This window comes from Brevundimonas sp. S1H14, from assembly GCF_047716865.1.
Taxonomy (GTDB): Bacteria; Pseudomonadota; Alphaproteobacteria; order Caulobacterales; family Caulobacteraceae; genus Brevundimonas; species Brevundimonas naejangsanensis.
On the sequence record NZ_CP136679.1, the window covers coordinates 1,765,794 to 1,788,169 of the forward strand.

Annotated in this window: 23 protein-coding genes and 1 tRNA gene; 22 read left to right on the top strand and 2 right to left on the bottom strand. The window is 65.3% G+C overall.

The annotated features are described in order from the left end of the window. Positions 1-219 precede the first annotated feature (219 nt). The 15 genes from gor to RSD66_RS08685 all read left to right on the top strand — a co-directional run bounded on the left by gor (position 220) and on the right by RSD66_RS08685 (position 14,214). Entirely contained in the window at positions 220-1,617 is a 1,398-nt protein-coding gene (gene gor / locus RSD66_RS08615; protein WP_415287320.1) for a glutathione-disulfide reductase, read from the top strand. 95 nt (positions 1,618-1,712) lie between these two features. Next, positions 1,713-2,456: a class I SAM-dependent methyltransferase gene (locus RSD66_RS08620; protein ID WP_415287322.1), complete on the top strand. Its 744-nt coding sequence runs from the start codon at positions 1,713-1,715 to the stop codon at positions 2,454-2,456. Positions 2,457-2,539: 83 nt separating this feature from the next. Next, positions 2,540-3,436, top strand: coding sequence for a 3-hydroxyisobutyrate dehydrogenase (gene mmsB / locus RSD66_RS08625; protein WP_415287323.1), 897 nt, complete (start codon positions 2,540-2,542; stop codon positions 3,434-3,436). A gap of 176 nt (positions 3,437-3,612) precedes the next feature. After that, complete coding sequence (hemA, locus tag RSD66_RS08630; RefSeq protein WP_415287324.1) at positions 3,613-4,839, top strand: 5-aminolevulinate synthase; 1,227 nt, start codon at positions 3,613-3,615, stop codon at positions 4,837-4,839. Beyond that, entirely contained in the window at positions 4,836-5,021 is a 186-nt protein-coding gene (locus RSD66_RS08635; RefSeq protein ID WP_415287325.1) for a DUF6898 family protein, read from the top strand. Before hemA ends, RSD66_RS08635 begins: the two co-directional genes overlap by 4 nt. Positions 5,022-5,100: 79 nt before the next feature. Next, positions 5,101-6,384 carry a serine hydroxymethyltransferase gene (gene glyA / locus RSD66_RS08640; RefSeq protein ID WP_415287326.1) on the top strand — a complete coding sequence of 428 codons (1,284 nt, stop codon included), beginning with the start codon at positions 5,101-5,103 and terminating at the stop codon, positions 6,382-6,384. A gap of 12 nt (positions 6,385-6,396) precedes the next feature. Then, a complete protein-coding gene (gene nrdR / locus RSD66_RS08645) occupies positions 6,397-6,870 on the top strand; it encodes a transcriptional regulator NrdR (protein ID WP_024352817.1) in 474 nt (157 codons plus the stop codon). Then, positions 6,870-7,649, top strand: a complete 780-nt coding sequence (locus RSD66_RS08650; RefSeq protein WP_415287328.1) for a RibD family protein — start codon at positions 6,870-6,872, stop codon at positions 7,647-7,649. Before nrdR ends, RSD66_RS08650 begins: the two co-directional genes overlap by 1 nt. A gap of 77 nt (positions 7,650-7,726) precedes the next feature. Next, entirely contained in the window at positions 7,727-8,317 is a 591-nt protein-coding gene (locus RSD66_RS08655; protein ID WP_003169440.1) for a riboflavin synthase, read from the top strand. Beyond that, a complete protein-coding gene (gene ribB / locus RSD66_RS08660) occupies positions 8,314-9,450 on the top strand; it encodes a 3,4-dihydroxy-2-butanone-4-phosphate synthase (RefSeq protein ID WP_415287329.1) in 1,137 nt (378 codons plus the stop codon). The genes RSD66_RS08655 and ribB overlap by 4 nt, the downstream gene beginning before the upstream one ends. Continuing rightward, positions 9,447-9,908, top strand: a complete 462-nt coding sequence (ribH, locus tag RSD66_RS08665) for a 6,7-dimethyl-8-ribityllumazine synthase (RefSeq protein WP_415287330.1) — start codon at positions 9,447-9,449, stop codon at positions 9,906-9,908. Before ribB ends, ribH begins: the two co-directional genes overlap by 4 nt. Continuing rightward, positions 9,905-10,441, top strand: coding sequence for a transcription antitermination factor NusB (gene nusB, locus RSD66_RS08670; RefSeq protein WP_415287331.1), 537 nt, complete (start codon positions 9,905-9,907; stop codon positions 10,439-10,441). Before ribH ends, nusB begins: the two co-directional genes overlap by 4 nt. Further along, positions 10,428-11,417 carry a thiamine-phosphate kinase gene (gene thiL / locus RSD66_RS08675; RefSeq protein WP_415287332.1) on the top strand — a complete coding sequence of 330 codons (990 nt, stop codon included), beginning with the start codon at positions 10,428-10,430 and terminating at the stop codon, positions 11,415-11,417. The genes nusB and thiL overlap by 14 nt, the downstream gene beginning before the upstream one ends. 40 nt (positions 11,418-11,457) lie before the next feature. Next, a complete protein-coding gene (locus RSD66_RS08680; protein WP_415287333.1) occupies positions 11,458-11,880 on the top strand; it encodes a hypothetical protein in 423 nt (140 codons plus the stop codon). A gap of 183 nt (positions 11,881-12,063) precedes the next feature. Continuing rightward, a complete protein-coding gene (locus RSD66_RS08685; protein WP_346522994.1) occupies positions 12,064-14,214 on the top strand; it encodes a sodium-translocating pyrophosphatase in 2,151 nt (716 codons plus the stop codon). Positions 14,215-14,333: 119 nt separating this feature from the next. Here RSD66_RS08685 and bamE read toward each other — a convergent pair whose 3' ends face one another. Next, positions 14,334-14,813 carry an outer membrane protein assembly factor BamE domain-containing protein gene (gene bamE / locus RSD66_RS08690; protein ID WP_003169448.1) on the bottom strand — a complete coding sequence of 160 codons (480 nt, stop codon included), beginning with the start codon at positions 14,811-14,813 and terminating at the stop codon, positions 14,334-14,336. A 90-nt stretch (positions 14,814-14,903) separates the two neighbouring features. Here bamE and RSD66_RS08695 point away from each other — a divergent pair, with 90 nt between their 5' ends. From RSD66_RS08695 to RSD66_RS08725, 7 genes are all read left to right on the top strand, one after another. Next, entirely contained in the window at positions 14,904-15,431 is a 528-nt protein-coding gene (locus RSD66_RS08695; RefSeq protein ID WP_119411990.1) for a ubiquinol-cytochrome C chaperone family protein, read from the top strand. After that, complete coding sequence (locus tag RSD66_RS08700) at positions 15,428-15,961, top strand: YceD family protein (protein WP_415287334.1); 534 nt, start codon at positions 15,428-15,430, stop codon at positions 15,959-15,961. Before RSD66_RS08695 ends, RSD66_RS08700 begins: the two co-directional genes overlap by 4 nt. A gap of 97 nt (positions 15,962-16,058) precedes the next feature. Continuing rightward, a complete protein-coding gene (gene plsX / locus RSD66_RS08705; protein ID WP_415287335.1) occupies positions 16,059-17,141 on the top strand; it encodes a phosphate acyltransferase PlsX in 1,083 nt (360 codons plus the stop codon). Further along, entirely contained in the window at positions 17,138-18,115 is a 978-nt protein-coding gene (locus RSD66_RS08710; protein ID WP_346522998.1) for a beta-ketoacyl-ACP synthase III, read from the top strand. The genes plsX and RSD66_RS08710 overlap by 4 nt, the downstream gene beginning before the upstream one ends. 68 nt (positions 18,116-18,183) lie before the next feature. Then, positions 18,184-18,492, top strand: a complete 309-nt coding sequence (locus RSD66_RS08715; protein ID WP_003169453.1) for an integration host factor subunit alpha — start codon at positions 18,184-18,186, stop codon at positions 18,490-18,492. A 5-nt stretch (positions 18,493-18,497) separates the two neighbouring features. After that, positions 18,498-18,914: a MerR family transcriptional regulator gene (locus RSD66_RS08720; protein WP_415287337.1), complete on the top strand. Its 417-nt coding sequence runs from the start codon at positions 18,498-18,500 to the stop codon at positions 18,912-18,914. A 72-nt stretch (positions 18,915-18,986) separates the two neighbouring features. Continuing rightward, positions 18,987-19,063: transfer RNA gene (locus RSD66_RS08725), tRNA-Pro, on the top strand. A gap of 93 nt (positions 19,064-19,156) precedes the next feature. Here the strand turns inward: RSD66_RS08725 and RSD66_RS08730 are convergent. Next, positions 19,157-22,183, bottom strand: a complete 3,027-nt coding sequence (locus tag RSD66_RS08730; RefSeq protein WP_415287338.1) for a DUF3857 domain-containing protein — start codon at positions 22,181-22,183, stop codon at positions 19,157-19,159. Positions 22,184-22,376: the final 193 nt, after the last annotated feature.

Consider the following 22,376-nt stretch of genomic DNA (forward strand, 5'->3'; position numbering starts at 1 on the left):
CTGACCCAGCCACAGTATTTCATAACCGCGTCTTGTGAAAGCGGGACGATGGCTGTCCGGCGCCCATCCGGGCTTCTTTGACAGGGGCCTGCCTCGCGCCTTGCCCCCTCGCATCCGGGCGCCTAAGTCGGGGTCAGCGCTGCGGTTCAACCGCGCGATTTCAGACGATTCAGACGAATTGGACTCTATTTTTTGGGTCCAGCCCAGCCGGAGCCCCCGATGAGCCAATACGACTACGACCTCTTCGTCATCGGCGCTGGTTCGGGAGGCGTGCGGGCGGCGCGGCTGACGGCCTTGGGCGGCAAGAAGGTCGCCATCGCCGAGGAGTATCGGGTCGGCGGCACCTGCGTCATTCGCGGCTGCGTGCCCAAGAAGTTCATGGTCATGGCCGCCGAGGTCAGCCATGCGCTTGAGATCGCCGAGGGCTACGGTTGGTCGTTCGCTGACGCCAAGTTCGACTGGCCGACCTTCCTGCAGGCCAAGGATGTCGAGATCGCCCGCCTGTCCGGCATCTACGCCGCCAATCTGGGCAAGGCGGGCGTAGACCTGCTGCACGGCCGCGCCGTGCTGAAGGACGCCCACACCGTCGAGGTCATCGGCAAGGACGGCGCTGAAAACCAGACGATCACGGCCGAGAAGATCCTGATCGCCACCGGCGGCCGTCCGTGGAAGCCGGACAGCCTGCCCGGCATCGAGCACGCCATCACCTCCGAAGAAGCCTTTCATCTGCCCGAACTGCCCAAGCGCGTCCTGGTGGTCGGTGGCGGCTATATCGCGGTGGAGTTCGCCGGAATCTTCGCGGGCCTGGGCGTCGAGACGACCCTGATCTATCGCGGCCCCAACATCCTGCGCGGCTTCGACGACGACGTGCGCGCCCATCTGGCGGGCGAGATCGAGAAGCGCGGCATCAAGGTCATCCTCGGCTGCCAGCATGAGTCGATCGAGAAGACCGACACGGGTCTGATCAACCACCTCGAAAACGGCATGAAGATCGAGACCGACGTGGTCATGTTCGCCACCGGCCGCGTGCCGTACGTCGAGGGTCTGGGGCTGGAAACCGCCGGGGTCGAGCTGAACGAGAACGGCGCGATCAAGGTCGATCAGTATTCCCAGACCACGGCCGACAACATCTGGGCGGTCGGCGACGTCACCGACCGGATGAACCTGACTCCCGTCGCCATCCGCGAGGGCGTGGCCTTCCACGAGACGGTGTTCAGGAACAACCCGCAGAGCTTCGACTATGAAGCCGTCGCCACCGCCGTCTTCAGCCAGCCGCCTGTCGGCACCGTTGGTCTGACCGAGGCCGAGGCCCGCCACGCCTGTCCGGGCGAGGTCGATGTCTACGTCACCCGTTTCCGCCCGATGAAATACGCCTTCACCGGCTCGGACGAGCGGGTGCTGATGAAGCTGGTGGTCGAGGCCGAAACCCAGCGCGTCGTCGGCTGCCACATCGTCGGCCCCGACAGCCCCGAGATGATCCAGCTGGCCGCCATCGCTGTGAAGGCGGGCCTGACCAAGGCCCAGTGGGACGCCACCTGCGCCGTCCACCCCACGATGGCCGAGGAGCTTGTCACCCTCAGAGAAAAGCAGGCGCCGGCAGCCATGACTGCGGGTTGATCATGCGCCGGGACGGCTTGCCAGCCGTCCCATCCGCGCGCCTTATGCCGTCCGAAGGCCCCGACCGGGGCAGCCGCAAGATCAAGGAGTTCGTCATGAAACCGCATCTGCTCGCCGCCGCCGTCGCCGCCGCCCTGCTCAGCGCCGCGCCTGTTTTGGCTCAGGACGCCGCCGCGCCTGCCTATCAGGCCGCCGTCTCCGACACCCTGCGTCCCGCCGATGAGGTCGAGCGCGACGCTCTGCGTCATCCCGCCGAGATGCTGGCCTTCGCCCAGGTGAAGCCGGGCTGGCGCATCGCCGACATCCGCCCCGGCGCGGGCTATTTCAGCCGCCTGTTCGCGCGCGTCGTGGGCGAGAGCGGCCACGTCTACGCCTTCGTGCCGAACCGCACGGCCGAGCGCGAGAACCCGCGCGCCGACGCCCTGGTCGCAGCCTATCCCAACATCAGCCGCGTCAACGGCGACCTGGACGCCATGAGCTTCGACCAGCCGCTGGATCTGGTCTTCATGAGCCAGGAATACCACGACTTCCACATCCCCCGTTTCGACGTGGATGTGGCCAAGATGAACGCCGACATCTTCAAGGCTTTGAAGCCCGGCGGGCTCTATGTCGTCATCGACCATCAGGCCGCGCCCGGCGCCGCCAACACCGTCGTCGAAACCCTGCACCGCATCGAAGGCGCCCAGCTGCGCAAAGAGGTCGAGGCGGCCGGCTTCGTCTTCGACGGCGAAAGCACGGCCGTCGCCAATCCGGCCGACGACCACAGCCTGAACGTCTTCGACGAGGCGATCCGGGGCAAGACCGACCAGTTCGTCTATCGCTTCCGCAAGCCGAACTGAGGCGTCTCGTCTCAAATTGGTGACTGGCGAAGCGGGTCGTGCGGCGCTAACCCTCGGCCAAAATCCATAAGGGAAACGCACAGATGACTCGCATCGCCTTCATCGGTCTGGGCAACATGGGCAGCGGAATGGCCGCGAACCAGGCCAAGGCCGGGCATGACGTCGCCGCCTTCGACCTGTCGCCCGCCGCGCTGGAACGCGCCGCCGAGGCTGGCTGCCGAACCGTCAGTTCGGTCGCCGAGGCTGTGAAGGACGCCGAGGTCGTCATCACCATGCTGCCCGCCGGGCCGCACGTCCTCAGCGTCTATTCCGAACAGATCATCGGCGCGGCGCCCTCCAGCGCGCTCCTGCTAGACTGCTCGACCATCGACGTGGAGACGGCGCGCAAGGTCGCGGGTCTGGCCAAGGAGGCGGGTTACGCCTTCGCCGACGCCCCCGTCTCCGGCGGCACGGCGGCGGCCGACGCGGGTTCTCTGGCCTTCATGGTTGGCTGCGACGAGGCCGACTTCGCCCGCGTCGAACCGGCGCTTGAGCCGATGAGCCGCATCACCATCCGCGCGGGCGACCACGGCGCCGGGCAGGCGGCCAAGATCTGCAACAACATGCTGCTGGGCATTTCGATGATCGGCACGTGCGAAGCCATCGCCCTGGCCGAAAAGCTGGGGCTCGAACCCGAGCGCTTCTTCGAGATCGCCTCCAAGTCCTCGGGCCAGTGCTGGAGCGTGACCAGCTATTATCCCTGGGCCGGTCCCGTGCCGACCGCGCCGTCGAACCGCGACTATGAAGGCGGCTTCGCTACGGCCATGATGCTGAAGGACCTCAAGCTGGCTCAGGACGCCGCCGCCAAGGCGGGCGCCACGACCCCGCTGGGCGCGCAGGCCGAGGCCCTCTACGCCCTGTTCAACGGGCTCGGCTACGGCGGCAAGGACTTCTCCGCCATGGTGCAGATGCTGCGCGGCCGCATCGATACGCTGAGCTGAGCCAAGCCCGCATCGGGTCGGGAGGTCCCGCAGGGCCGACGACCGCGGGAATAGCTGAAGCTGAGAACCGTTATCAATTAAGGGGTTGGGACGTTTTGTCCGGTTCCTGACATGGACAAGACAGGGCGGCGCGCGCAATTAGGCCGCAAAGCTGCATAAGCGAAAGAAGCGCCGCCTTGTTCGACTATAAGTCCGCCTTTCAGAACTCTGTGGATCAGGTCCGCAGCGAAGGCCGTTACCGTGTCTTCGCCGATCTGAAGCGGGTGCGCGGGCAATTTCCTCTTGCTCGCCGTCGCCGTGCGGACGGCACGCAGCAGGAGGTGGTGGTCTGGTGCTCCAACGACTACCTCGGCATGGGACAGCATCCGGCCGTGGTCGAGGCGATGAAGACCGCGATCGATCTCAGCGGCGCCGGGGCAGGGGGCACCCGCAACATCTCCGGCACCACACGCTCGGCGGTCGATCTGGAAGCCGAGCTGGCCAGCTGGCACCAGAAGGAAGCCGCCCTGCTGTTCACCTCGGGCTATGTGGCCAATGAGGCGACGCTGTCGACCCTGCAGAAGATCCTGCCCGGCCTGATCATCTTCTCGGACGCCCTGAACCACGCCTCGATGATTGCGGGCATCCGCAACGGCGGCGGCGAGCGTCACATCTTCCGCCACAACGACCTCGAACACCTCGAAGAACTGCTGGCCGCCGCGCCCGTCAACGCGCCCAAGCTGATCGCCTTCGAGAGCGTCTATTCGATGGACGGCGACATCGCTGATCTGGCGGGCACCATCGCCCTGGCCAAGAAATACGGCGCCCTGACCTATCTGGACGAAGTCCACGCCGTGGGCCTGTACGGCGCGACCGGCGCAGGCGTGGCCGAGCGCGACGGCGTGCTGGACGGCATCGACATCGTCGAATGCACCCTGGGCAAGGCCATCGGCGTCATGGGCGGCTACATCGCCGCCGACGCCGTGATCGTGGATGCGGTGCGCAGCTGGGCCTCGGGCTTCATCTTCACCACCAGCCTGCCGCCCGCCCTGACCGCCGGGGCGCTGGCTTCGGTTCGCCACCTGAAGGCGCACCCGGAACTGCGCGACGCCCATCAGGAGCGCGCCGCCACCCTGAAGCGCCGTCTGTCCGAGGCGGGCATCCCGGTCCTGCCCAGCGTCAGCCACATCGTGCCGGTCCATGTCGGCAATCCGGTTCACTGCAAGCTGATCTCGGACATGCTGCTGGAAGAACACGGCATCTACGTCCAGCCGATCAACTATCCGACCGTGCCCAAGGGGACCGAGCGCCTGCGCTTCACCCCTTCGCCTGACCATGACGACGCCATGATCGACAAGCTGGTCGATGCGATGGACAGGCTGTGGTCCCACTGTAACGTGGCGCGTCGTCCGGTCGCGGCATGACGACCGATGCTGACCTCGGCGAAGTCATCGTCGAGTTCGTCCGCAACGGCCCCTATGTGAAATGCTCCGCCGTCCACACGGCGACGGGCGTGGAGGTCTCCGCGATGGGCCCGGCCGCTGAACCGCGCGCGGTCGAACGGGTGGCTATCGCCAAACTGAAACGAGCGTTGTCACAGCGGTGACCCCCTAGATGTTGTGGTGTTCGGCGGCGCGGCCTAGAAGGGAGCGCCGTTTCAGCCTTCAGCCTCCGGGATGCCTCCAGTGACCGCCTTCACGCACGATTCCTATTTCACCAAGAGCCTCGCCGATGCTGATCCGGCGATCTTCAAGGGCATCCAGGGCGAGCTTGGCCGCCAGAAGGAGCAGATCGAGCTGATCGCTTCCGAGAACATCGTCTCTCAGGCGGTGCTGGACGCGCAGGGCTCGGTCCTGACCAACAAATACGCCGAGGGCTACCCGGGTCGTCGCTATTACGGCGGCTGTGAGTTCGTCGACGTCACCGAGGATCTGGCCCGCGAGCGCGCCAAGGAACTGTTCGGCGCCGCCCATGTGAACGTCCAGCCCCACTCGGGCGCTCAAGCCAACCAGGCCGTCTTCTTCTCCCTGCTGCAGCCGGGCGACACCTTCCTGGGCATGGACCTGGCCTGCGGCGGCCACCTGACCCACGGTTCGCCCGCCAACCAGTCGGGCAAGTGGTTCCGTCCCGTCACCTATAAGGTGAACGAAGACGACCATCTCATTGATTATGATCACGTCGCCGAAATGGCCCAGAAGGAGAAGCCCAAGCTGATCCTGGCCGGGGCCTCGGCCTACAGCCGCCACATCGACTTCAAGCGCTTCCGCGAGATCGCCGATTCGGTCGGCGCCTATCTGATGGTCGACATGGCTCACTATGCAGGCCTGATCGCGGGCGGGGCCTATCCCGACCCGATGCCCCACGCCCACGTCGTCACCACCACGACCCACAAGACCCTGCGCGGCCCGCGCGGCGGCATGATCCTGTCCAACGACCTGGATCTGGGCAAGAAGATCAACTCGGCCGTCTTCCCCGGTCTGCAGGGCGGCCCGCTGGAGCACGTCATCGCCGCCAAGGCCGTGGCCTTCGGCGAGGCGCTGAAGCCCGAGTTCAAGCTCTACGCCCAGCAGGTCGTCAAGAACGCCCAGGCCCTGGCCGGCGTCCTAGTCGAACGCGGCCTGGCCATTGTCTCGGGCGGCACCGACAGCCACCTGATGCTGGTCGATCTGCGTCCCAAGGGCGTGACCGGCAAGGCGACCGAGCATGAGCTCGAAAAGGCCCTGATGACCTGCAACAAGAACGGCGTGCCGTTCGACACCGCGCCCTTCACCGTCACCTCGGGCGTCCGCTTGGGCACCCCGGCGGGCACCACGCGCGGCTTCGGCGAGGAAGAGTTCAAGCAGATCGGCCATTGGATCGCCGACGTCGTCTCCTCGATGAACGGCGGCGACGAAGCCGATCCGGCCGTGGTCGCAGGCGTCGCAGCCCAGGTGCGCGAACTGACCGCGCGCTTCCCGATCTATCGCTAAGAGGTCCGCCGGATGAAGTGCCCCTTCTGCGGAAACGCCGACACCCAGGTGAAGGACAGCCGCCCGTCTGACGACGGCGCGGCCATCCGGCGCCGTCGGTCGTGCCCGCAGTGCAACGGGCGCTTCACCACCTTCGAGCGGGTGCAGCTGCGCGAACTGGTTATCCTGAAACGGAACGGCCGCCGCACCCCCTTCGACCGCGACAAGCTGGAACGCTCGCTGGGCATCGCGCTTCGCAAACGTCCGGTGCAGCCCGATCAGGTCGAGCTTCTGGTCAGCCGTATCGTGCGCCAGCTGGAAAGTCTGGGCGAGACCGAGATCCCGTCCAGCATCGTCGGCGACTTTATCATGAAGGCGCTGAAGTCGGTCGATGAGGTCGCCTACGTCCGCTACGCCTCTGTCTACAAGGACTTCCGCCACACCAGCGACTTCGCCAAATTCCTCGGCGACGAGGGTTTCGACGAGACCAAGTCCGGCCAGGACTGATGCGCCCCCGCGTCACCCTGAAGCTGGCGACGTCGCTGGACGGTCGCATCGCCACGGCCACGGGCGAAAGCCAGTGGATCACTGGCCCGGAAGCGCGCCTTCAGGGCCACCGCCTGCGCGCGACACATGACGCCATTCTGGTCGGCGTCGAGACGGTGCTGGCCGATGATCCCGAACTGACCATCCGGCTTCCTTCTGAATCCAGCATCTTTCCTTCTCCCCTCGGGGGAGAAGGTGGCTCGCGTAGCGAGACGGATGAGGGGGCTGTGTTCGCAAGCAAAACGGCTGACGATGAGGACGCATCTAACGTCCCCCTCATCCGAGCGGCTCCGCCGCCCACCTTCTCCCCCGAGGGGAGAAGGAATCCGTTGAGGGTCGTCCTCGACAGCCGCCTCCGCACGCCCGCGACGGCCAAGGTCGCATCCGGCAACACCCTGATCTTCACCACAGCCGCGCCCCACGCCATCGGCCACGCCGAAGTCGTCACCGTCGCCGCCATCGACCGCCGCCCAGCCATCCCCGCTGTCCTCGACGCGCTCGCCGCCCGCAATATCCGCTCCGTCCTGATCGAGGGCGGAGGCCGCGTCGCCGCCTCCTTCATCCAGGCGGGCGCAGTGGACGCCATCGAGTGGTTCCGCGCACCGATCCTGCTGGGCGGGGAGGGGCGGTCCTGCGTCGCCTCCCTGGCGCTTGCAAAGCTGGCCGACGCCCCCAAGTTCCGTCGTCTGGGCGTCGAGCCTGTCGGAGACGATTTGTGGGAACGCTACGCCCGCGCCTGACGCCTCCCCAGGCGCGATTTCAGACGAATTAGACTAATTAGACTCTGTTTTTTGGGTCCGGAGGGACCGGAGCTTTCATGTTCACCGGCATCGTCACCGACATCGGCCGCGTCCGCAGCGTCCGTGAAACCAACCGCGACCGTCGCTATGAGGTCGAGACCGTGTGGGACACGGCGGGCATCGACCTGGGCGCCTCCATCAGCCATGCGGGCTGCTGCCTGACCGTCACAGAAAAGGGCGAGGGTTGGTTCGCCGTCGAGGTGTCCGGCGAGACCCTGTCCAAGACCAAGCTGGGCGACTGGAGCGAGGGCAGCCGCATCAATCTGGAGCGCGCCGCCAAGCTGGGCGACGAACTGGGCGGCCATATCGTCTCGGGCCATGTCGACGGTCTGGGCGAGGTGATCTCCATCACGCCCGAGGGCGGATCGCACCGCATCGTGATCGAGGCGCCCGCGCCCCTGCACAGATTCATCGCCCCAAAGGGCTCAATCACGGTCGATGGGGTTTCCCTGACGGTGAATGGGGTGCATGAGCGCCGCTTCGACGTGAATATTATCCCGCACACGTGGGATGCGACCACCCTCGGCGGCCTGAAGGTCGGTGAAAAGGTCAATCTGGAGATCGACATGCTGGCGCGTTACCTCGCGCGGTGGCAGGAGACCGCATGATGAAACTGGCCGTCTACAATACCGACAGCCCGATCAGCTCGATCGAGGACATTATCGAGGACGCCCGCAACGGCCGCCCCTACATCCTGGTGGACGCCGAGGACCGCGAGAATGAGGGCGACATCGTCATTCCGGCCCAGTTCGCCACGCCGGACCAGATCAACTTCATGATCCGCTATGCGCGCGGCCTGGTCTGCCTGGCCATGACGGCCGAGCGCGCCAAGCAATTGCGCCTGCCGCCGATGGCCGCCGAGAACCGCGAGAGCATGGGAACGGCCTTCACCATTTCGATCGAAGCCAAGGAAGGCGTCACGACCGGCATTTCGGCCGCTGACCGCGCCCATACGGTTCAGGTGGCCGCCGACCCTTCGCGCACCGCCGACGACATCGTCTCGCCGGGCCACATCTTCCCGCTGGTCGCGCGCGACGGCGGCGTCCTGGTCCGCACCGGCCACACCGAGGCGGCCGTGGACATCAGCCGTATGGCCGGCCTGATTCCCGCCGGGGTGATCTGCGAGATCATCAAGGACGACGGCGAGATGGCGCGGATGCCCGACCTGATCGCCTTCGCCCAGTTGCACGGGCTGAAGATCGGCACCATCGCCGACCTGATCGCCTATCGCCGCCGCACCGAGCGCTTTGTCGAGCGCGTGATGGAGACGCCGTTCGAGAGCGTCCACGGCGGCGAATTCAAGCTGATCCTCTATCGCAACACCATCGAAGGCGCCGAGCACGTCGCCCTGGTGCGCGGCGATATCGACCCGGCCAAGCCGACCGTCGTGCGGATGCACCAGGTTGACTTCGCCGCCGACCTGCTGGGCCACGTCGAGGCTCGCCAGGACTATATTCCGAAGGCGATGCAGGCGCTGGCGGCCCAGGACGGGCCGGGCGTCGTCGTCTTCCTGCGCGATCCCGACCTGCATGGTCTGGCCGAACGCCTTGGCGGCGTGGCCAAGCCCGCAGCGGCGGATCGCTCGCTGAAAGCCTATGGCGTCGGGGCGCAGATTCTGCTCGACCTCGGCGTCAAGGATATGATCGTGATGAGTTCGACGCGGCCCAATCCGACGGCGCTTGAGGGCTATGGCCTGCGCATCGTCGGTTGGCGCGACATGGACGGAGAAGACCAATCTTGAACGACCCCACTCGCGTCCTCATCGTTGAGGCGCGCTTCTACGACGAACTGTCCGACGCCCTTCTGGAAGGGGCGAAGGACGCCCTGCGCGCGCAAGGCGTTCAATACGACGTCGTGACCGTGCCCGGCGCGCTGGAAGTTCCCACCGTGATCGCCATGGCCGAAGAGGCCGGCCGCTATCCGACGGCGCCGCGCTATGACGGCTATGTCGCCCTGGGCTGCATCATTCGCGGCGAGACCTATCACTTCGAGATCGTTTCAGATCAGTCGGCCGCCGGCATCCGCAATCTGGGCCTGAAGGGCGTGGCGATCGGCAACGGCATCCTGACGACCGAGGACGAGGAGCAGGCCTGGGCCCGCGCCCGCCTCAGCGAGGGCGACAAGGGCGGTTTCGCCGCCCGCGCCTGCCTGGACCTGATCACCATCCGCAAGCGCCTGCGCGGGGGGCTCGCCTCGTGACCGAACCGACCAGCGCCCCGGCGACCGTCGCCGAAGTCATGGCTCAACTGGCCGAGGCTGAAAAAGCCCGCGCCGAGCCGCAACTGACCAGCCGCCAGCGCCGCGCCCGCACGGTCGCCCGTCTGGCCGCCGTTCAGGCCCTGTATCAGATGGAGCTGGCGGGCGAGGGCGTCGACAGCGTCGTGCGCGAGTTCCGCAATCACCGATTCGACGCCGACATCGACGGCGCGCCTCTGGCTGAGGCGGACGAGGACTGGTTCTCCGACATCGTCCACGGCGTGGTCGAGGATCAGCGGGCCATTGACGAAGCGATCAAGGCGCGTCTGGCCTCCAACTGGCGTATGGAGCGTCTGGACGCCACCCTGCGCGCCCTGCTGCGCTGCGGCGCGTGGGAGTTGAAGCACAAGCCCGACGTCCCGCGTGAGATCGTGATCGACGAATATGTCGAGCTGGCCAAGGCCTTCTTCGACGATGCGGAGGCGAAGTTCGTGAACGCGGCGCTGGACGGCGTGGCGCGCGATGCCCGCGATTGACGTCGCAGGCGAATTCGAGACCATCCAGCGGCTGCTGAAGCCGTTGGCTCACCCGGAATGGGCGAGGGGGCTGGCCGACGACGTGGCCGCGCTGCCCTCGCGTCCGGGACACGACCTCATCCTTACCAAGGATGCGATCGTCGAGGGCGTTCACTTCCTGCCCGACGACCCTCTGGATACGGTGGCGCAGAAGCTGCTTCGCGTGAACCTGTCCGATCTGGCGGCCAAGGGGGCCGAGCCGTTCGGCTATCTGCTGGCCTGCTGCTGGTCCGAACGCTGCGGCTGGCCCGAGCGCGAGGCCTTCGTCGCCGGGCTGCGGCGCGATCAGGCCATTTTCGACATTTCCCTGCTGGGCGGCGACACGGTGAAGACGCCGGGACCGGCCAGTTTCTCGGCGACGATGATGGGTTGGGCGCCGTCAGGCGCGGCGGTCAGCCGGGCCGGGGCGCGGCCCGGCGATCTGGTCTTCGTCACCGGCACGATCGGCGACGGCTGGCTGGGCCTTCAGGCCGCCCAGGCGACCCTGACGCTGGAGCCTGAGCGCATGGACGCGCTGGAGGCCGCCTATCGCACCCCCATGCCGCGCGTGGAGTTCGCGCCCGTCGTTCTGGGCCTCGCCACGGCCAGCGCCGACGTCTCCGACGGCCTTCTGGCCGACGCCGCCCACATCGCCGAGGCCAGCGGCGTCTGTCTTGAGATCGATCTGGAGGTCCTGCCGATGTCGGCGGCGGCCCAGGCCTGGTTCGAAGGCCGCGTCGACCCCCAGGCGGCGCTGGAGTTGCTGGCCAGCGGCGGCGACGATTATGAGATCCTGCTGACCGTCCCGGCGGGCGCCGGGAACGCCCTGCGCCGCGAAGCCGAGCGCCGCCACCTGCGCCTGACCTGCATCGGCCGCGTCATCGAGGGCAGGGGGCTGTCCCCGCGCTATCTGGGCCAGGCCATCACCCCGACCCGCACCGGCTGGACTCACGGCTGAGCGCAACGGAATCCTAACCGGGCAGGGCCAGACTGAGTTCATGAACCGCCGCGCCCTGATCCTCGCCGTCGCTGGCGCCGCCCTGTCGGGACCGGCGCTCGCCTCGCCCTCAGCGGAAACGCCCGCCCAGCCCGCGAGCTTCAATCTGACCGGCGTGGGCCTGCCGATCATTGTGGGCGGCCGCGTCCGCAACTACGTCTTTGCAGAACTGAGACTGCATCTGGGTGAAGGCCAAACCCTGGACGCGGTAAGGGCCAAGGAGCCCTACCTGCGCGACGCCCTTGTCCGCGCCGGGCACCGGACCCCCTTCGTCCTCGCAGACGACTGGAATCAGTTGGACGCGGCAGCGCTGAGCGCCAGCCTGATCCGCTCGGCTGACAGCCTGATCGGCAAGGGCGCGATCTCCCGCGTCGAGGTCGTCAGCCAGGCCGCGCGCCGTCGCACGACCGTTCGCCCTCTCTGAACGCCCTAAAAGAGCGCTGTTGCGCCACGCCTCTGCTTTTGGCACGATTTAGCCGCAATTCCCGAGGGGCGTGAATTTGCGTCCGTAAGCGCACGGGGGGACCGGAAGGCGGCCGAGAGGCGACAACGCCCGTAGCGCAGCCCATGGAACCGCGCGTCTAGTTGCATAAGGCTTGGAAACGCCATGACGTCATATCTTTGGCTGGTCATTGCGGCTGGCGCTTTGGGGGTGCTTTACGGCGCCGTCCAGACCGCCGCCTTGATGAAGGCCGACAGTGGTAATGAACGGATGCGTGAGATCGCCGCGGCGATCCAGGAAGGGGCATCCGCCTATCTGAAGCGTCAGTACACAACGATTGGCATTGTAGGGGTCGTGATCTTGGTCGCGGCCTTTTTTCTCATCGGGATCTGGGCGGCGCTCGGCTTCCTGATCGGCGCGGTCCTGTCGGGCGCGGCGGGCTATGCGGGGATGCTGATCTCCGTGCGCGCCAACGTCCGCACGGCCCAGGCGGCGTCGCAGAGCCTATCCAAGGGGCTAGACCTGGCCTTTCGCTCGGGCGCCATCACCGGCATGTTCGTGGCGGGCGGCGCGCTTCTGGGCGTGTCCGGCTACTACGCCTTCATGACGCAGGGTCTCGGTCACGCCTCGACCAGTCGTGAGGTCATCGACGGCCTGGTGGCTCTGGGCTTCGGCGCCTCGCTGATCTCCATCTTCGCGCGACTGGGCGGCGGCATCTTCACCAAGGGGGCCGACGTCGGCGGCGACATGGTGGGCAAGGTCGAGGCCGGCATCCCTGAGGACGACCCCCGCAACGCCGCCACCATCGCGGACAATGTGGGCGACAACGTCGGCGACTGCGCCGGCATGGCCGCCGACCTGTTCGAGACCTATGCCGTCACCACGGTGGCGACCATGGTGCTGGCGGCCATCTTCTTCCGCAACCAGCCCTATGTCGACGTGCTGATGCTGTTGCCGCTGGCGATCTGCGGCGTCTGCATCGTGACCTCGATCATCGGCACCTTCTTCGTCCGTCTGGGCAAGAGCGGCAACATCATGGGAGCCCTGTATCAGGGGCTGATCGTCACAGGCGTCCTGTCGTTGGGCGCGGTCTGGTGGGTGATCAATCAGCTTCTGCCGGGGGCGGTCGAAACCTCAGGAGGCCTGCTGATCCAGCCGATGAACCTGTTCTGGGCGGGCGTCGTCGGCCTGCTGGTCACTGCGGCCATCGTGGTCATCACCGAATACTACACCGGCACGGGCTTCCGTCCGGTGAAGTCGGTGGCCAACGCCTCGGTCTCGGGGCACGGCACCAACGTGATCCAGGGCCTGGCCATGTCGCTGGAGTCCACCGCGTTGCCAGCCCTGACCATCATCGTCGGCATTGTCGCAGCCTTCCAGTTGGCGGGCCTGTTCGGCATCGCCATCGCCACCACGACCATGCTGGGCGTGGCGGGGATGATCGTTGCGCTGGACGCTTTCGGCCCGGTTACGGACAACGCGGGCGGCATCGCTGAGATGGCCGGCCTGCCGCCGGAAGTCCGTGTCTCGACCGACGCTCTGGACGCCGTGGGCAACACCACCAAGGCCGTGACCAAGGGCTACGCCATCGGTTCGGCGGGTCTGGGGGCGTTGGTCCTGTTCGCCGCCTATGTGGAGGACTTGAAGTTCTTTGCGGCCGAGGCTCAGCCGGGCAGCTTCTTCTACGGTCTGGGGGCGGTCGCGTTCGACCTGTCCAACCCCTACGTCGTGGTCGGCCTGTTGTTCGGCGGCTTGCTGCCCTTCCTGTTTGGAGGGCTGGCGATGACGGCCGTGGGGCGCGCCGCCGAGGCCGTGGTGGCCGAGGTCCGGCGTCAGTTCCGCGAGAACCCCGGCATCATGACGTTCGAGACCAAGCCGGAATACGGCCGAGCGGTCGACATCCTGACCAGCGCGGCTATCCGCGAGATGATCGTGCCGTCGCTGCTGCCGGTGCTGTCGCCGATCGTCCTGTTCGTGGTCATCCTGTTCATCCAGCCGGACAAGGCCAACGCCTTCGCAGCGCTGGGGGCGATGCTCATGGGGGTGATCGTGACGGGCCTGTTCGTCGCCATCTCGATGACCTCGGGCGGCGGCGCCTGGGACAACGCCAAGAAGGTGATCGAGGAAGGCTTCACCGACAAGAACGGCGTGGTCCACGGGAAGGGCTCGGAAGCGCACAAGGCCGCCGTTACCGGCGACACTGTGGGCGATCCCTATAAGGACACCTCCGGTCCCGCAGTGAACCCGATGATCAAGATCACCAACATCGTCGCGCTTCTGCTGCTGGCGGTGCTAGCGAGCGGCAAGATCGTCTGACGGCGTCACACCTTAACGACAGACGCCCCGGAGAGCGATCTCCGGGGCGTTATCTTTTTTGCGCCCTATGCTCGCGACGCGGTCGCTTGCGGCTTGAGGGCGACTGTATGCTGCGGCTGTTAATCCGGGCGGCGCTGGCCGGGAACGTCGTCCTCGGTGCGCGGCAGTTGGCCGCGGCCGACGTTGCCCAGCAGTTGTTCGAGAATGGTCAACTGGCGTCCGCGCGTGGGGGTCTCGCGGCGTTCCATCGCGATCTGGCGGCCGTCATCCAGCCCCAGATTACGCACCGAGGCGACCTTGCCGTCGGCCTCGTTGAAGGTGATCTCCGTCACCGTCCGCTGCGACACCTGCGGCTTGTTGTAGGTGTAGCGCTGCGTCGTCTGGGTCAGGTAGTACCAGACGTTCTCCGACTCGAAGGTCGAGGTGGTGGAGGGCGTGCCCAGCTTGGTCAGCACGGTTTCGCGCGTGTCGACGCCGGACTCGATATCCTGGGGTTTGACGTCCACGGCCTGAAAGCCCTGGGTGGCGACAACCGGCGCGCAGGCGCCGGCGGCGGCGGCGAGCGAGGCGGCGATGATGAGCGACGTAAAACGGGGCATCGGCGATGGGCCTCAAGAAATAAGGTCTTTGACCTAACCGTCGCTGCGTCCTAGTGCAACGGCGCGGCGGAAAAGGGGCCGTGAAATCCTATGTTCAAGACACTCTTCAAGCGCCAGACGCAAGATCGCCATGTCCAGGCCCTGTACGCCCTGGCCGTCGAACAGGCCCGCCAGCCTGATTTCTACACGCGGCTGGGCGTCGCGGACCGCATCGACGCGCGTTTTGAGCTCTACACCCTGCATGTGCTGCTGCTGTTCGTGCGGCTGAAGCAGGATGGCGAGCGCGGCGCGGACCTGTCCCAGAAGCTGTTCGACGCCTATGTGTCGGCGTTGGACAACGTGTTGCGCGAACTGGGCGTGGGCGATGTCTCGGTGGGCAAGAAGATGCGCAAGCTGGGCGAGGCCCTCTATGGCCGCATGAGCGCCTATGAAAAGGCGCTGAGGGCAGGGGATCACGAGGGGCTTCAGGCCTCGATCGCCCGCAATGTCTTTGAGAGCGAAGACGCCGCTGCAGGCGCCGCCCTGGCGCGCTACACGATTGATTCGCACGAACAGCTGGCCCGACAGTCGTCGGCTGCCGTGGAAAAGGCGCCGGACTGGGCGAAGATCGTGGCATGACCCTTCCGGCTCTTCCCTATAGCGATCCCATCCGCCTGCATCAGGTCGGCGTCTCCCTGACACGGCGGCTGGAGCCTGATGACGCTGCGCGGCAACGCATCGCGCGCGCGCTGGACCTGAAGTCGCTCGACCGATTCGTCGCCGATATGGAGATCCTGCCCACGGTGTCGGGGTGGCGCATGGACGGCCGGGTCCAGGCCGAGGCCATTCAGGCCTGCGTTCTGACGCTGGAGCCGCTGCCTGTCGCCATCGACGAACGATTCTCGATCAATCTGACTGAAACGGCGCCTGAGGTTCAGGCGAACGAGGAAGGCGAGATCGATCTGGAACTGGACGACGACTCCGCTGATCTGGTGGAAAATGGCCAGATCGATCTGGGCCAATACGCTGTCGAACAGTTGGCCCTGCACCTGGATCCCTATCCTCGCAAGGAAGGCGCGGTGTTCGAACAGCCGCCGGAGCCCGGTGAAATCTCGCCCTTCGGCGTGTTGAAAACGCTGAAGCCTGGCGGGCAAACCGACAAGAGTTGACCTAAGGTCGCTCAAGCCTCATCCACGGTGCGACATTTTCGTCCGATCGCCCTAAACTGAAGCGCCGCGGCAAGACGGCGACGGAGTCGATTTTCACTTGGCATCACCGATACTGATCTCGCTCGACGCCATGGGCGGGGACCATGGACCATCCGTCGTCGTCGGAGGCGTGAAGGACTACATCGCCCGTTACGGCGGCGAAGGCGTTCGTTTTCAACTGCATGGCGATGAGGCGGCCATTCGCGCGGAAGTCGCCCGCAACGGCCTTTCGGCTGATGTCTGCGAAATCCGCCACACGGACAAGGTCGTGGGCATGGACGAAAAGCCCGCCCAGGCCATGCGCCGGGGCAAGGGCTCCAGCCTGTGGAACGCCATTGAGGCGGTCAAGCTCGGGGAGGCGCAGGCTGCCGTGTCGGCCGGGAACACCGGCGCCCTGATGGCCATCTCCAAACTGTTGCTGCGCATGGCCGTGGATGGGCTGGAGCGGCCTGCCATCGTCGCCAGTTGGCCGACGAAAAGAGGCTTCACCGCCGTTCTGGACGTCGGCGCCAACATCGGCAGCGATGCGCGCCAACTGGTTGAGTTCGCCATCATGGGCGAGGCTTTCCAATCGGCCGTCCACGGCGTCGCCAAGCCCACGGTCGGGATTCTGAACGTCGGCTCTGAGGAAATGAAGGGCCATGATGAGGTGCGCGAGGCTCACGCCGTCCTGCGCACAGATGCGGTGCCGGTGAACTACACAGGCTTCGTCGAAGGCCACGACATCGCCGCCGGCACGGTGGACGTGGTGGTGACCGACGGCTTTACCGGCAATGTCGCGTTGAAGACGGCCGAGGGCACGGCGCGCTTCATTTCCGGCCTGCTCAAGGAGGCTCTGACCTCCGGCCCCATGGCCAAGATGGGCGCCCTGATCGCCATGCCCGCCCTGAAGAAAATGGCGCGCCGCATTGATCCCAGCAGCGTCAACGGCGGCCCCCTGCTGGGCCTGAACGGTATTGTGGTGAAGAGCCACGGCGGCGCCACAGCCGAGGGTTATGGAAACGCCATCCGTGTGGCTGTCGATCTGGCTCGCAGCGACTATCTGACGAAGGTCAGCGCCAATTTCGCGCGTCTGTCGGCCGTGCTGGATACGGCTGAGGCCGCGCCCGACGAAGAGCAAACAGGAGAGATCCAGTCGTGAGCGTTATCCGCAGCGTCGTCACCGGGGTCGGCTCCTTCCTGCCCGAACAGGTGGTCACCAACGCCGACCTGACCAAAATCGTCGACACCTCCGACGAGTGGATCGTCGAGCGCACCGGCATCCGTCAGCGCCACAAGGCTCGCGACGACGAACCGACCAGCGACCTGGCCGTCAAGGCCGCCGAGCGCGCCCTGGCCGACGCTGGCAAGACGGCGGCGGACGTCGACCTGATCATCGTCGCCACCACTACGCCGGACCAGACCTTCCCCGCGACCGCCGCCATCGTCCAGCGCAAGCTGGGTGCGCCGGTCGGCATCGCCTTCGACATTCAGGCGGTCTGCTCGGGTTTTGTCTACGCCATGAGCGTGGCCGACGGCTTTGTCGCGCGCGGTCAGGCCAAATGCGCCCTCGTCATCGGCGCTGAAGAAATGACCAAGCTGATGGACTGGACGGACCGCACCACCTGCGTCCTGTTCGGCGACGGCGCCGGCGCCTTCGTGCTGGAACCGGGAGAAGGGCAGGGGACCAAGGAGGATCGCGGCGTGCTGGGCTTCGCCCTGCGCTGCGAGGGCGCCAAGTCCGACATGCTCTATGTTGACGGCGGTCCGGCCACGACCGGCACGGTCGGCCATCTGCGGATGCTGGGCAACCAGGTCTTCCGTCACGCCGTAGTCAACATCGCCGAGGCCATCACCGCCGCCGCCGAGGTGGCGGGCGTGGACATCCCCGAAATCGACTGGTTCGTGCCGCACCAGGCCAACCAGCGCATCATCAAGGGCGTCGGCGATCGCCTGGGCCTGGATGAGGACAAGGTCGTCTCTACCGTCGCCATGCACGCCAACACCTCGGCCGCCTCCATCCCTCTGGCGATGGATGTCGCCATCCGGGACGGACGCATCAAGAAAGGCGATCTGGTGCTGGTCGAGGCCATGGGCGGCGGCCTGACGTGGGGCGCATGCGCCTTCCGATTCTAGATTTTCATTGAGGGCTTTGATTTTCATTCATTTTGCCCTTCAATGCCCCGCCATTGGAAAGCGGGGAGATGCCAGTGTCCCAGACCCTTACTCGGGCTGATCTGTGCGAGGCCGTTCACGAAGAGGTTGGCCTGTCGCGCCAGGAATGTTCCGGCATGGTCGAACGGACGCTTGAACTGATCGTTGAGTCGCTTGAAAGCGGCGAGACGGTCAAACTGTCTGGTTTCGGCGTCTTCCAGGTGCGCGAAAAGCGCGCGCGCATGGGGCGCAACCCCAAGACCGGCGAACCCGCCGCCATCAACCCCCGTCGCGTCATCAGCTTCCGGGCCTCTCAGATCATGAAGGGCCGGGTGCACGACGCCGTCGTAGAGACCTGAGTTCATTGGCCAAAAGCCCCAGCGCCTTCCGCACGATCTCCGAAGCCGCCGAAGAAGTCGGCGCGACTCAGCATGTTCTGCGCTTCTGGGAGACGAAGTTCGATTTCATCGTCCCGGTGAAGCGGGCGGGCGGACGGCGCTTCTATCGCCCGGATGATGTGATGGTGCTGAAGGCCGTTCGACGTTTGCTGCATGACGAGGGCCTGACCATTCGCGGCGTCCAGCGCCTGGTCAAGGATCAGGGCTTGGCGCGCGTGGCCGCCTATGGCGACCCGGGCGCAACGCTGGAAATTGATTCGGGCCTTTCACCTGCGCCGGACGCCCCAACCGTCTCGTCAGCACCTGATCATGAGCGATTGACGCGGGTTTTAGCCGAGTTGGAAGCGGCGCATGCGCGGCTTGAGGCGGTTCTGCGCCGATAGGGCGGAAGTTGTTGTCGATAATGCGTTTTAGGGTTTGCGGAGCGACAAACCCCCGTCTATACGGAGCGCCTTCGGAGCGTGGCGCAGCCTGGTAGCGCACTTGACTGGGGGTCAAGGGGTCGCAGGTTCGAATCCTGTCGCTCCGACCATTTCAGGCTTTGGCCTGATCTATGGTTTGACGGGCGGCTTCGCATCAGCGGGGCCGCCCGTTCCGTATCTGATGACCGTGATCCATCGGCGCCCTAATCGTCCAGGCGAACGCTCATCATGAGGCTGTCGTAGTCCTCGCTCGCTTTCGAGTCCGAGGCCGACGCCGCAGCCATAAACGCCTCTCCTTCAGAGGATCGCCCTGTAGTCTTGAGCATCTTGCCCAGACCGTATCTGGCCTTCGAACTCGAAGGATCCAGTTCCGTCGCCGTACGATAGGCGTCCAAGGCCTCGCCATTGCGATCCTGGAGGAAGAGTAGATATCCGCGCCTCATGTGAAGAGGGGCGTCGTCTCCCTTCCGCTCAATGGCCCGATCACACATTTCCAGTGCGAAATCGCGGCTATGCCGCATCAGGGACTGCGACACGCAGGCTTGAGCGGGGTCATCAAGGTTGATGCGGGTCAACTGCTTGAAGCGAGCCATATCGGCCGCCGCGCCCTTGCTATCCCCCTGCTGTTCACGAACAACGGCGCGATCAATCAGCAGGGCAGGGAAGTCGTTTTCGATCGCCAGGACGTCGGTGAGGATGGCCTCGGCCTTGGCGGGATCGGAGCCCTTGAGACTGGACGCCACAACCTGCGCCATGCCGATGAACATCTGAGCCTTGGCGTCTGGATGGCCGACAGCTTCGGCCATCAAGCCGGCCTGTTGGTAGGCCTCTGCGGCCCGCCCCATCCTGAGCAGTTGGTTCGCCAGAGCGACCTTGGCGCCATGATCCTCCGGCTTCATAGCGACGATCCGCTCCAGATCAGCCAAGGCGCGTGACGACTGTCCCATCCGCTCGTAAGCGGCGGCGCGACGATAGAGGGCATGCGTGTTTTCGGACCACGAGCGTAGGGCGCCCGTAAAGGCCAACACTGCTTCCAGGTCGTCCTCTTCTAGCTCGGCCAGCCGACCCTTCGCATGAAACAGGATGGTCTCATTAGGATCGGCGGCGTCGCTCGCCGCGATATCGGCGCGGGCTTTGTCCAGATCGTTCAACGCCAGATAGGCGAGGGCGCGATTGGCCAGGGCGTTGGCATGGGGTGTCGGAAAGCCCGCAATGGCCACATCGAACTGGGCGATGGCGGCGACATGGTCCCCCTCGTCAAGAAGAGCGTAGCCGCGACGCAGGGCCGTCTCCGGGGCGCCTTCCGGCGCTGCCGTCAGGGTTTCCCGGTCCGACGCCGTCAGGGTGTAGCTCCGCTTCACCCGCATGGTGGCCTTCAAGTCCTTGAAGCTGTCCATACCGGCCTGTTCAGCCGCGATTTCCGCCGCAGTGGCATAGGGGCGCAAGGTGATCGAGCCCCGATCCGTCTCCAGGCGGTTGCCGTTGCGTTGAACGGTGCGGAAATATCGGGTGGCGCCGGCCTCGACTTCATAGGGCTCGACCGACAGATCAACATCGTCTCGGCCTTCAGGCAGGATGACGGTCGTGCGGAATGAGGACGAACTCGGGAAGGACTTATGGTAATCGGCGTCCTTGAACCTCGTATTCTTATGCGGTTCAAAGCCTTTCCAGGTGACATGGGCCAGAGGGATGTCGACCGGCCCGTCCGTCCAGTCGAAGGCGACGCGCGCTGTGGCGCTGGCCACAAATTCATGGGTGTCTTCAAGGTACCGCCATTGGCTCTCGAGATCGGAAACCTGCCCATAATCCTTGAACAGATTGGTCCAGCGCTCGTCATACAGACGGGTCACCTCGGCGGCAGGCAATTGTGCAATCCCGGCCTGCATTTCCGTCGCTCTGTCGCTGCGACTGATATTAGTCACCGTAACGCGCGCGGGACTATGAACGCCGGCGGTGAGATCAATCTCGACATGGAGGGCGTTGATCGGGCGCGGCGGTAGTCTGAGCGGGATTTGCTCCAGGCGAGCCTGTTCCACGATGGGCAGGACGTACTCGTAAACCAGCGGAGCATCCGGCGTCAGGCTGCGGTCGCCGATACGCGCTCCGTCCATCAAATAGGTTTCGCCGCCGATGCGCGACTTTACGATCACATGATCGAATGCGCTGACCATCGGCAGATACTGATCGAGCGGCAGATTCTGTGAGGAAACGAGCACTGGGACCGCATCCACGCCCAGCTCTCTCAGCAAGGCGACCAGCAGAACCGTTTTACCTTTGCAGTCGCCCTGACGCCTTGCCCATACATCACTCGCCGAGTTTGGCAGCCAGCCGCCTTCGCCAAGCGTCAGGGCCATATAGCGGACTTCATCCTGCACCAGCCGCAGGGCAGCCAAGACGCGAGCTTCCGGAGTGGCGTGCTCGGACTTTATCCGCGCCAGATGCGCGGCCAGATCGGCCGCGTCGGGCAGGGCGCTGGCCTGATCATATGCAGTGCGGATATGATCCGTGATCGCGCTCCACTGCGGAGTGCTGCTGATCTGCCATGCATAGTTTGGAAGAGAGCGAGGCGCGATGGCGTCTGGATAGGCTTCTCCCTCGACGTCGGTGATGCGATGGGCAAGAAACTTGAATCCATTCCGCTCAGTCATCGCTGGAACGGCGGCATGACGCCCGGCGCGTGTCTGAACCTTCATGGACGCCGGCCAACTGACGGTGGTCTCGGCTAGATCAACGGGAAGCTGCGAAAAGGGATAGATCAGATTTTCCAGCGGGTTGTCGAACACATCGAACTGTGTCCGGAAAGAGTAGGCGAAGTCTATGGTGTCGCCGACGCGGATGTCAGGATTCACCAGGACGCCGGTCAGAACGCCATTGATCTGCAGCGATTGCTCAAGCGCCGCCTCGCGACGCAGAATGGTGAAATCAGCCTTGTCCAGGATGTCATGGGTTTCACCCGCGCGGATAATGCGCGCGTGGTGAACGGTCGGCGTCTGCAGGGCCGGGTTCCATTCCAGCGCTAGTTGCGAAGCCTGCTGCAACCCCAATGGCGCCAGCACCTTCAGCCGCATACGGACATAGGTTTCGCTATGGTCGCCAAAGGCCCGCACATGGCTTTCGACCACTTCATAGCGGATGTGTTGAGATGGATTGTCCGCCCGGTTCGATAGATGCGGCGCAATGCTGGGTATCCAGTCGGGCGCAGGCCCTCGAAGAATGACTTCGCCCGCCATGGCGGAAGAGCTCAACAGCCAAGCCGCACCAGCTAGAACCCATCTGTTTCTCAAAGCGTTCTTCCTGTCCGAATTTCACCGTAATCTAGGTAGCAGCCTAGCTGGCGTCGGAACAGGGCTGTAGCTCCAAGCTCATTCCTGAAGCCATATTTCGCATAATATATCTTAGACGTAATAGGGCTGCTCATAGTGT

What these genes read in the sequence shown, in the direction of transcription:
- gor (WP_415287320.1), top strand. Translation starts at nt 220, where the DNA reads ATGAGCCAATACGACTACGACCTCTTCGTCATCGGCGCTGGTTCGGGA.
- RSD66_RS08620 (WP_415287322.1), top strand. Translation starts at nt 1,713, where the DNA reads ATGAAACCGCATCTGCTCGCCGCCGCCGTCGCCGCCGCCCTGCTCAGC.
- mmsB (WP_415287323.1), top strand. Translation starts at nt 2,540, where the DNA reads ATGACTCGCATCGCCTTCATCGGTCTGGGCAACATGGGCAGCGGAATG.
- RSD66_RS08635 (WP_415287325.1), top strand. Translation starts at nt 4,836, where the DNA reads ATGACGACCGATGCTGACCTCGGCGAAGTCATCGTCGAGTTCGTCCGC.
- nrdR (WP_024352817.1), top strand. Translation starts at nt 6,397, where the DNA reads ATGAAGTGCCCCTTCTGCGGAAACGCCGACACCCAGGTGAAGGACAGC.
- RSD66_RS08650 (WP_415287328.1), top strand. Translation starts at nt 6,870, where the DNA reads ATGCGCCCCCGCGTCACCCTGAAGCTGGCGACGTCGCTGGACGGTCGC.
- RSD66_RS08655 (WP_003169440.1), top strand. Translation starts at nt 7,727, where the DNA reads ATGTTCACCGGCATCGTCACCGACATCGGCCGCGTCCGCAGCGTCCGT.
- ribB (WP_415287329.1), top strand. Translation starts at nt 8,314, where the DNA reads ATGATGAAACTGGCCGTCTACAATACCGACAGCCCGATCAGCTCGATC.
- thiL (WP_415287332.1), top strand. Translation starts at nt 10,428, where the DNA reads ATGCCCGCGATTGACGTCGCAGGCGAATTCGAGACCATCCAGCGGCTG.
- RSD66_RS08680 (WP_415287333.1), top strand. Translation starts at nt 11,458, where the DNA reads ATGAACCGCCGCGCCCTGATCCTCGCCGTCGCTGGCGCCGCCCTGTCG.
- RSD66_RS08685 (WP_346522994.1), top strand. Translation starts at nt 12,064, where the DNA reads ATGACGTCATATCTTTGGCTGGTCATTGCGGCTGGCGCTTTGGGGGTG.
- bamE (WP_003169448.1), bottom strand. Translation starts at nt 14,813, where the DNA reads ATGCCCCGTTTTACGTCGCTCATCATCGCCGCCTCGCTCGCCGCCGCC.
- RSD66_RS08695 (WP_119411990.1), top strand. Translation starts at nt 14,904, where the DNA reads ATGTTCAAGACACTCTTCAAGCGCCAGACGCAAGATCGCCATGTCCAG.
- RSD66_RS08700 (WP_415287334.1), top strand. Translation starts at nt 15,428, where the DNA reads ATGACCCTTCCGGCTCTTCCCTATAGCGATCCCATCCGCCTGCATCAG.
- RSD66_RS08715 (WP_003169453.1), top strand. Translation starts at nt 18,184, where the DNA reads ATGCCAGTGTCCCAGACCCTTACTCGGGCTGATCTGTGCGAGGCCGTT.
- RSD66_RS08730 (WP_415287338.1), bottom strand. Translation starts at nt 22,183, where the DNA reads ATGGCGGGCGAAGTCATTCTTCGAGGGCCTGCGCCCGACTGGATACCC.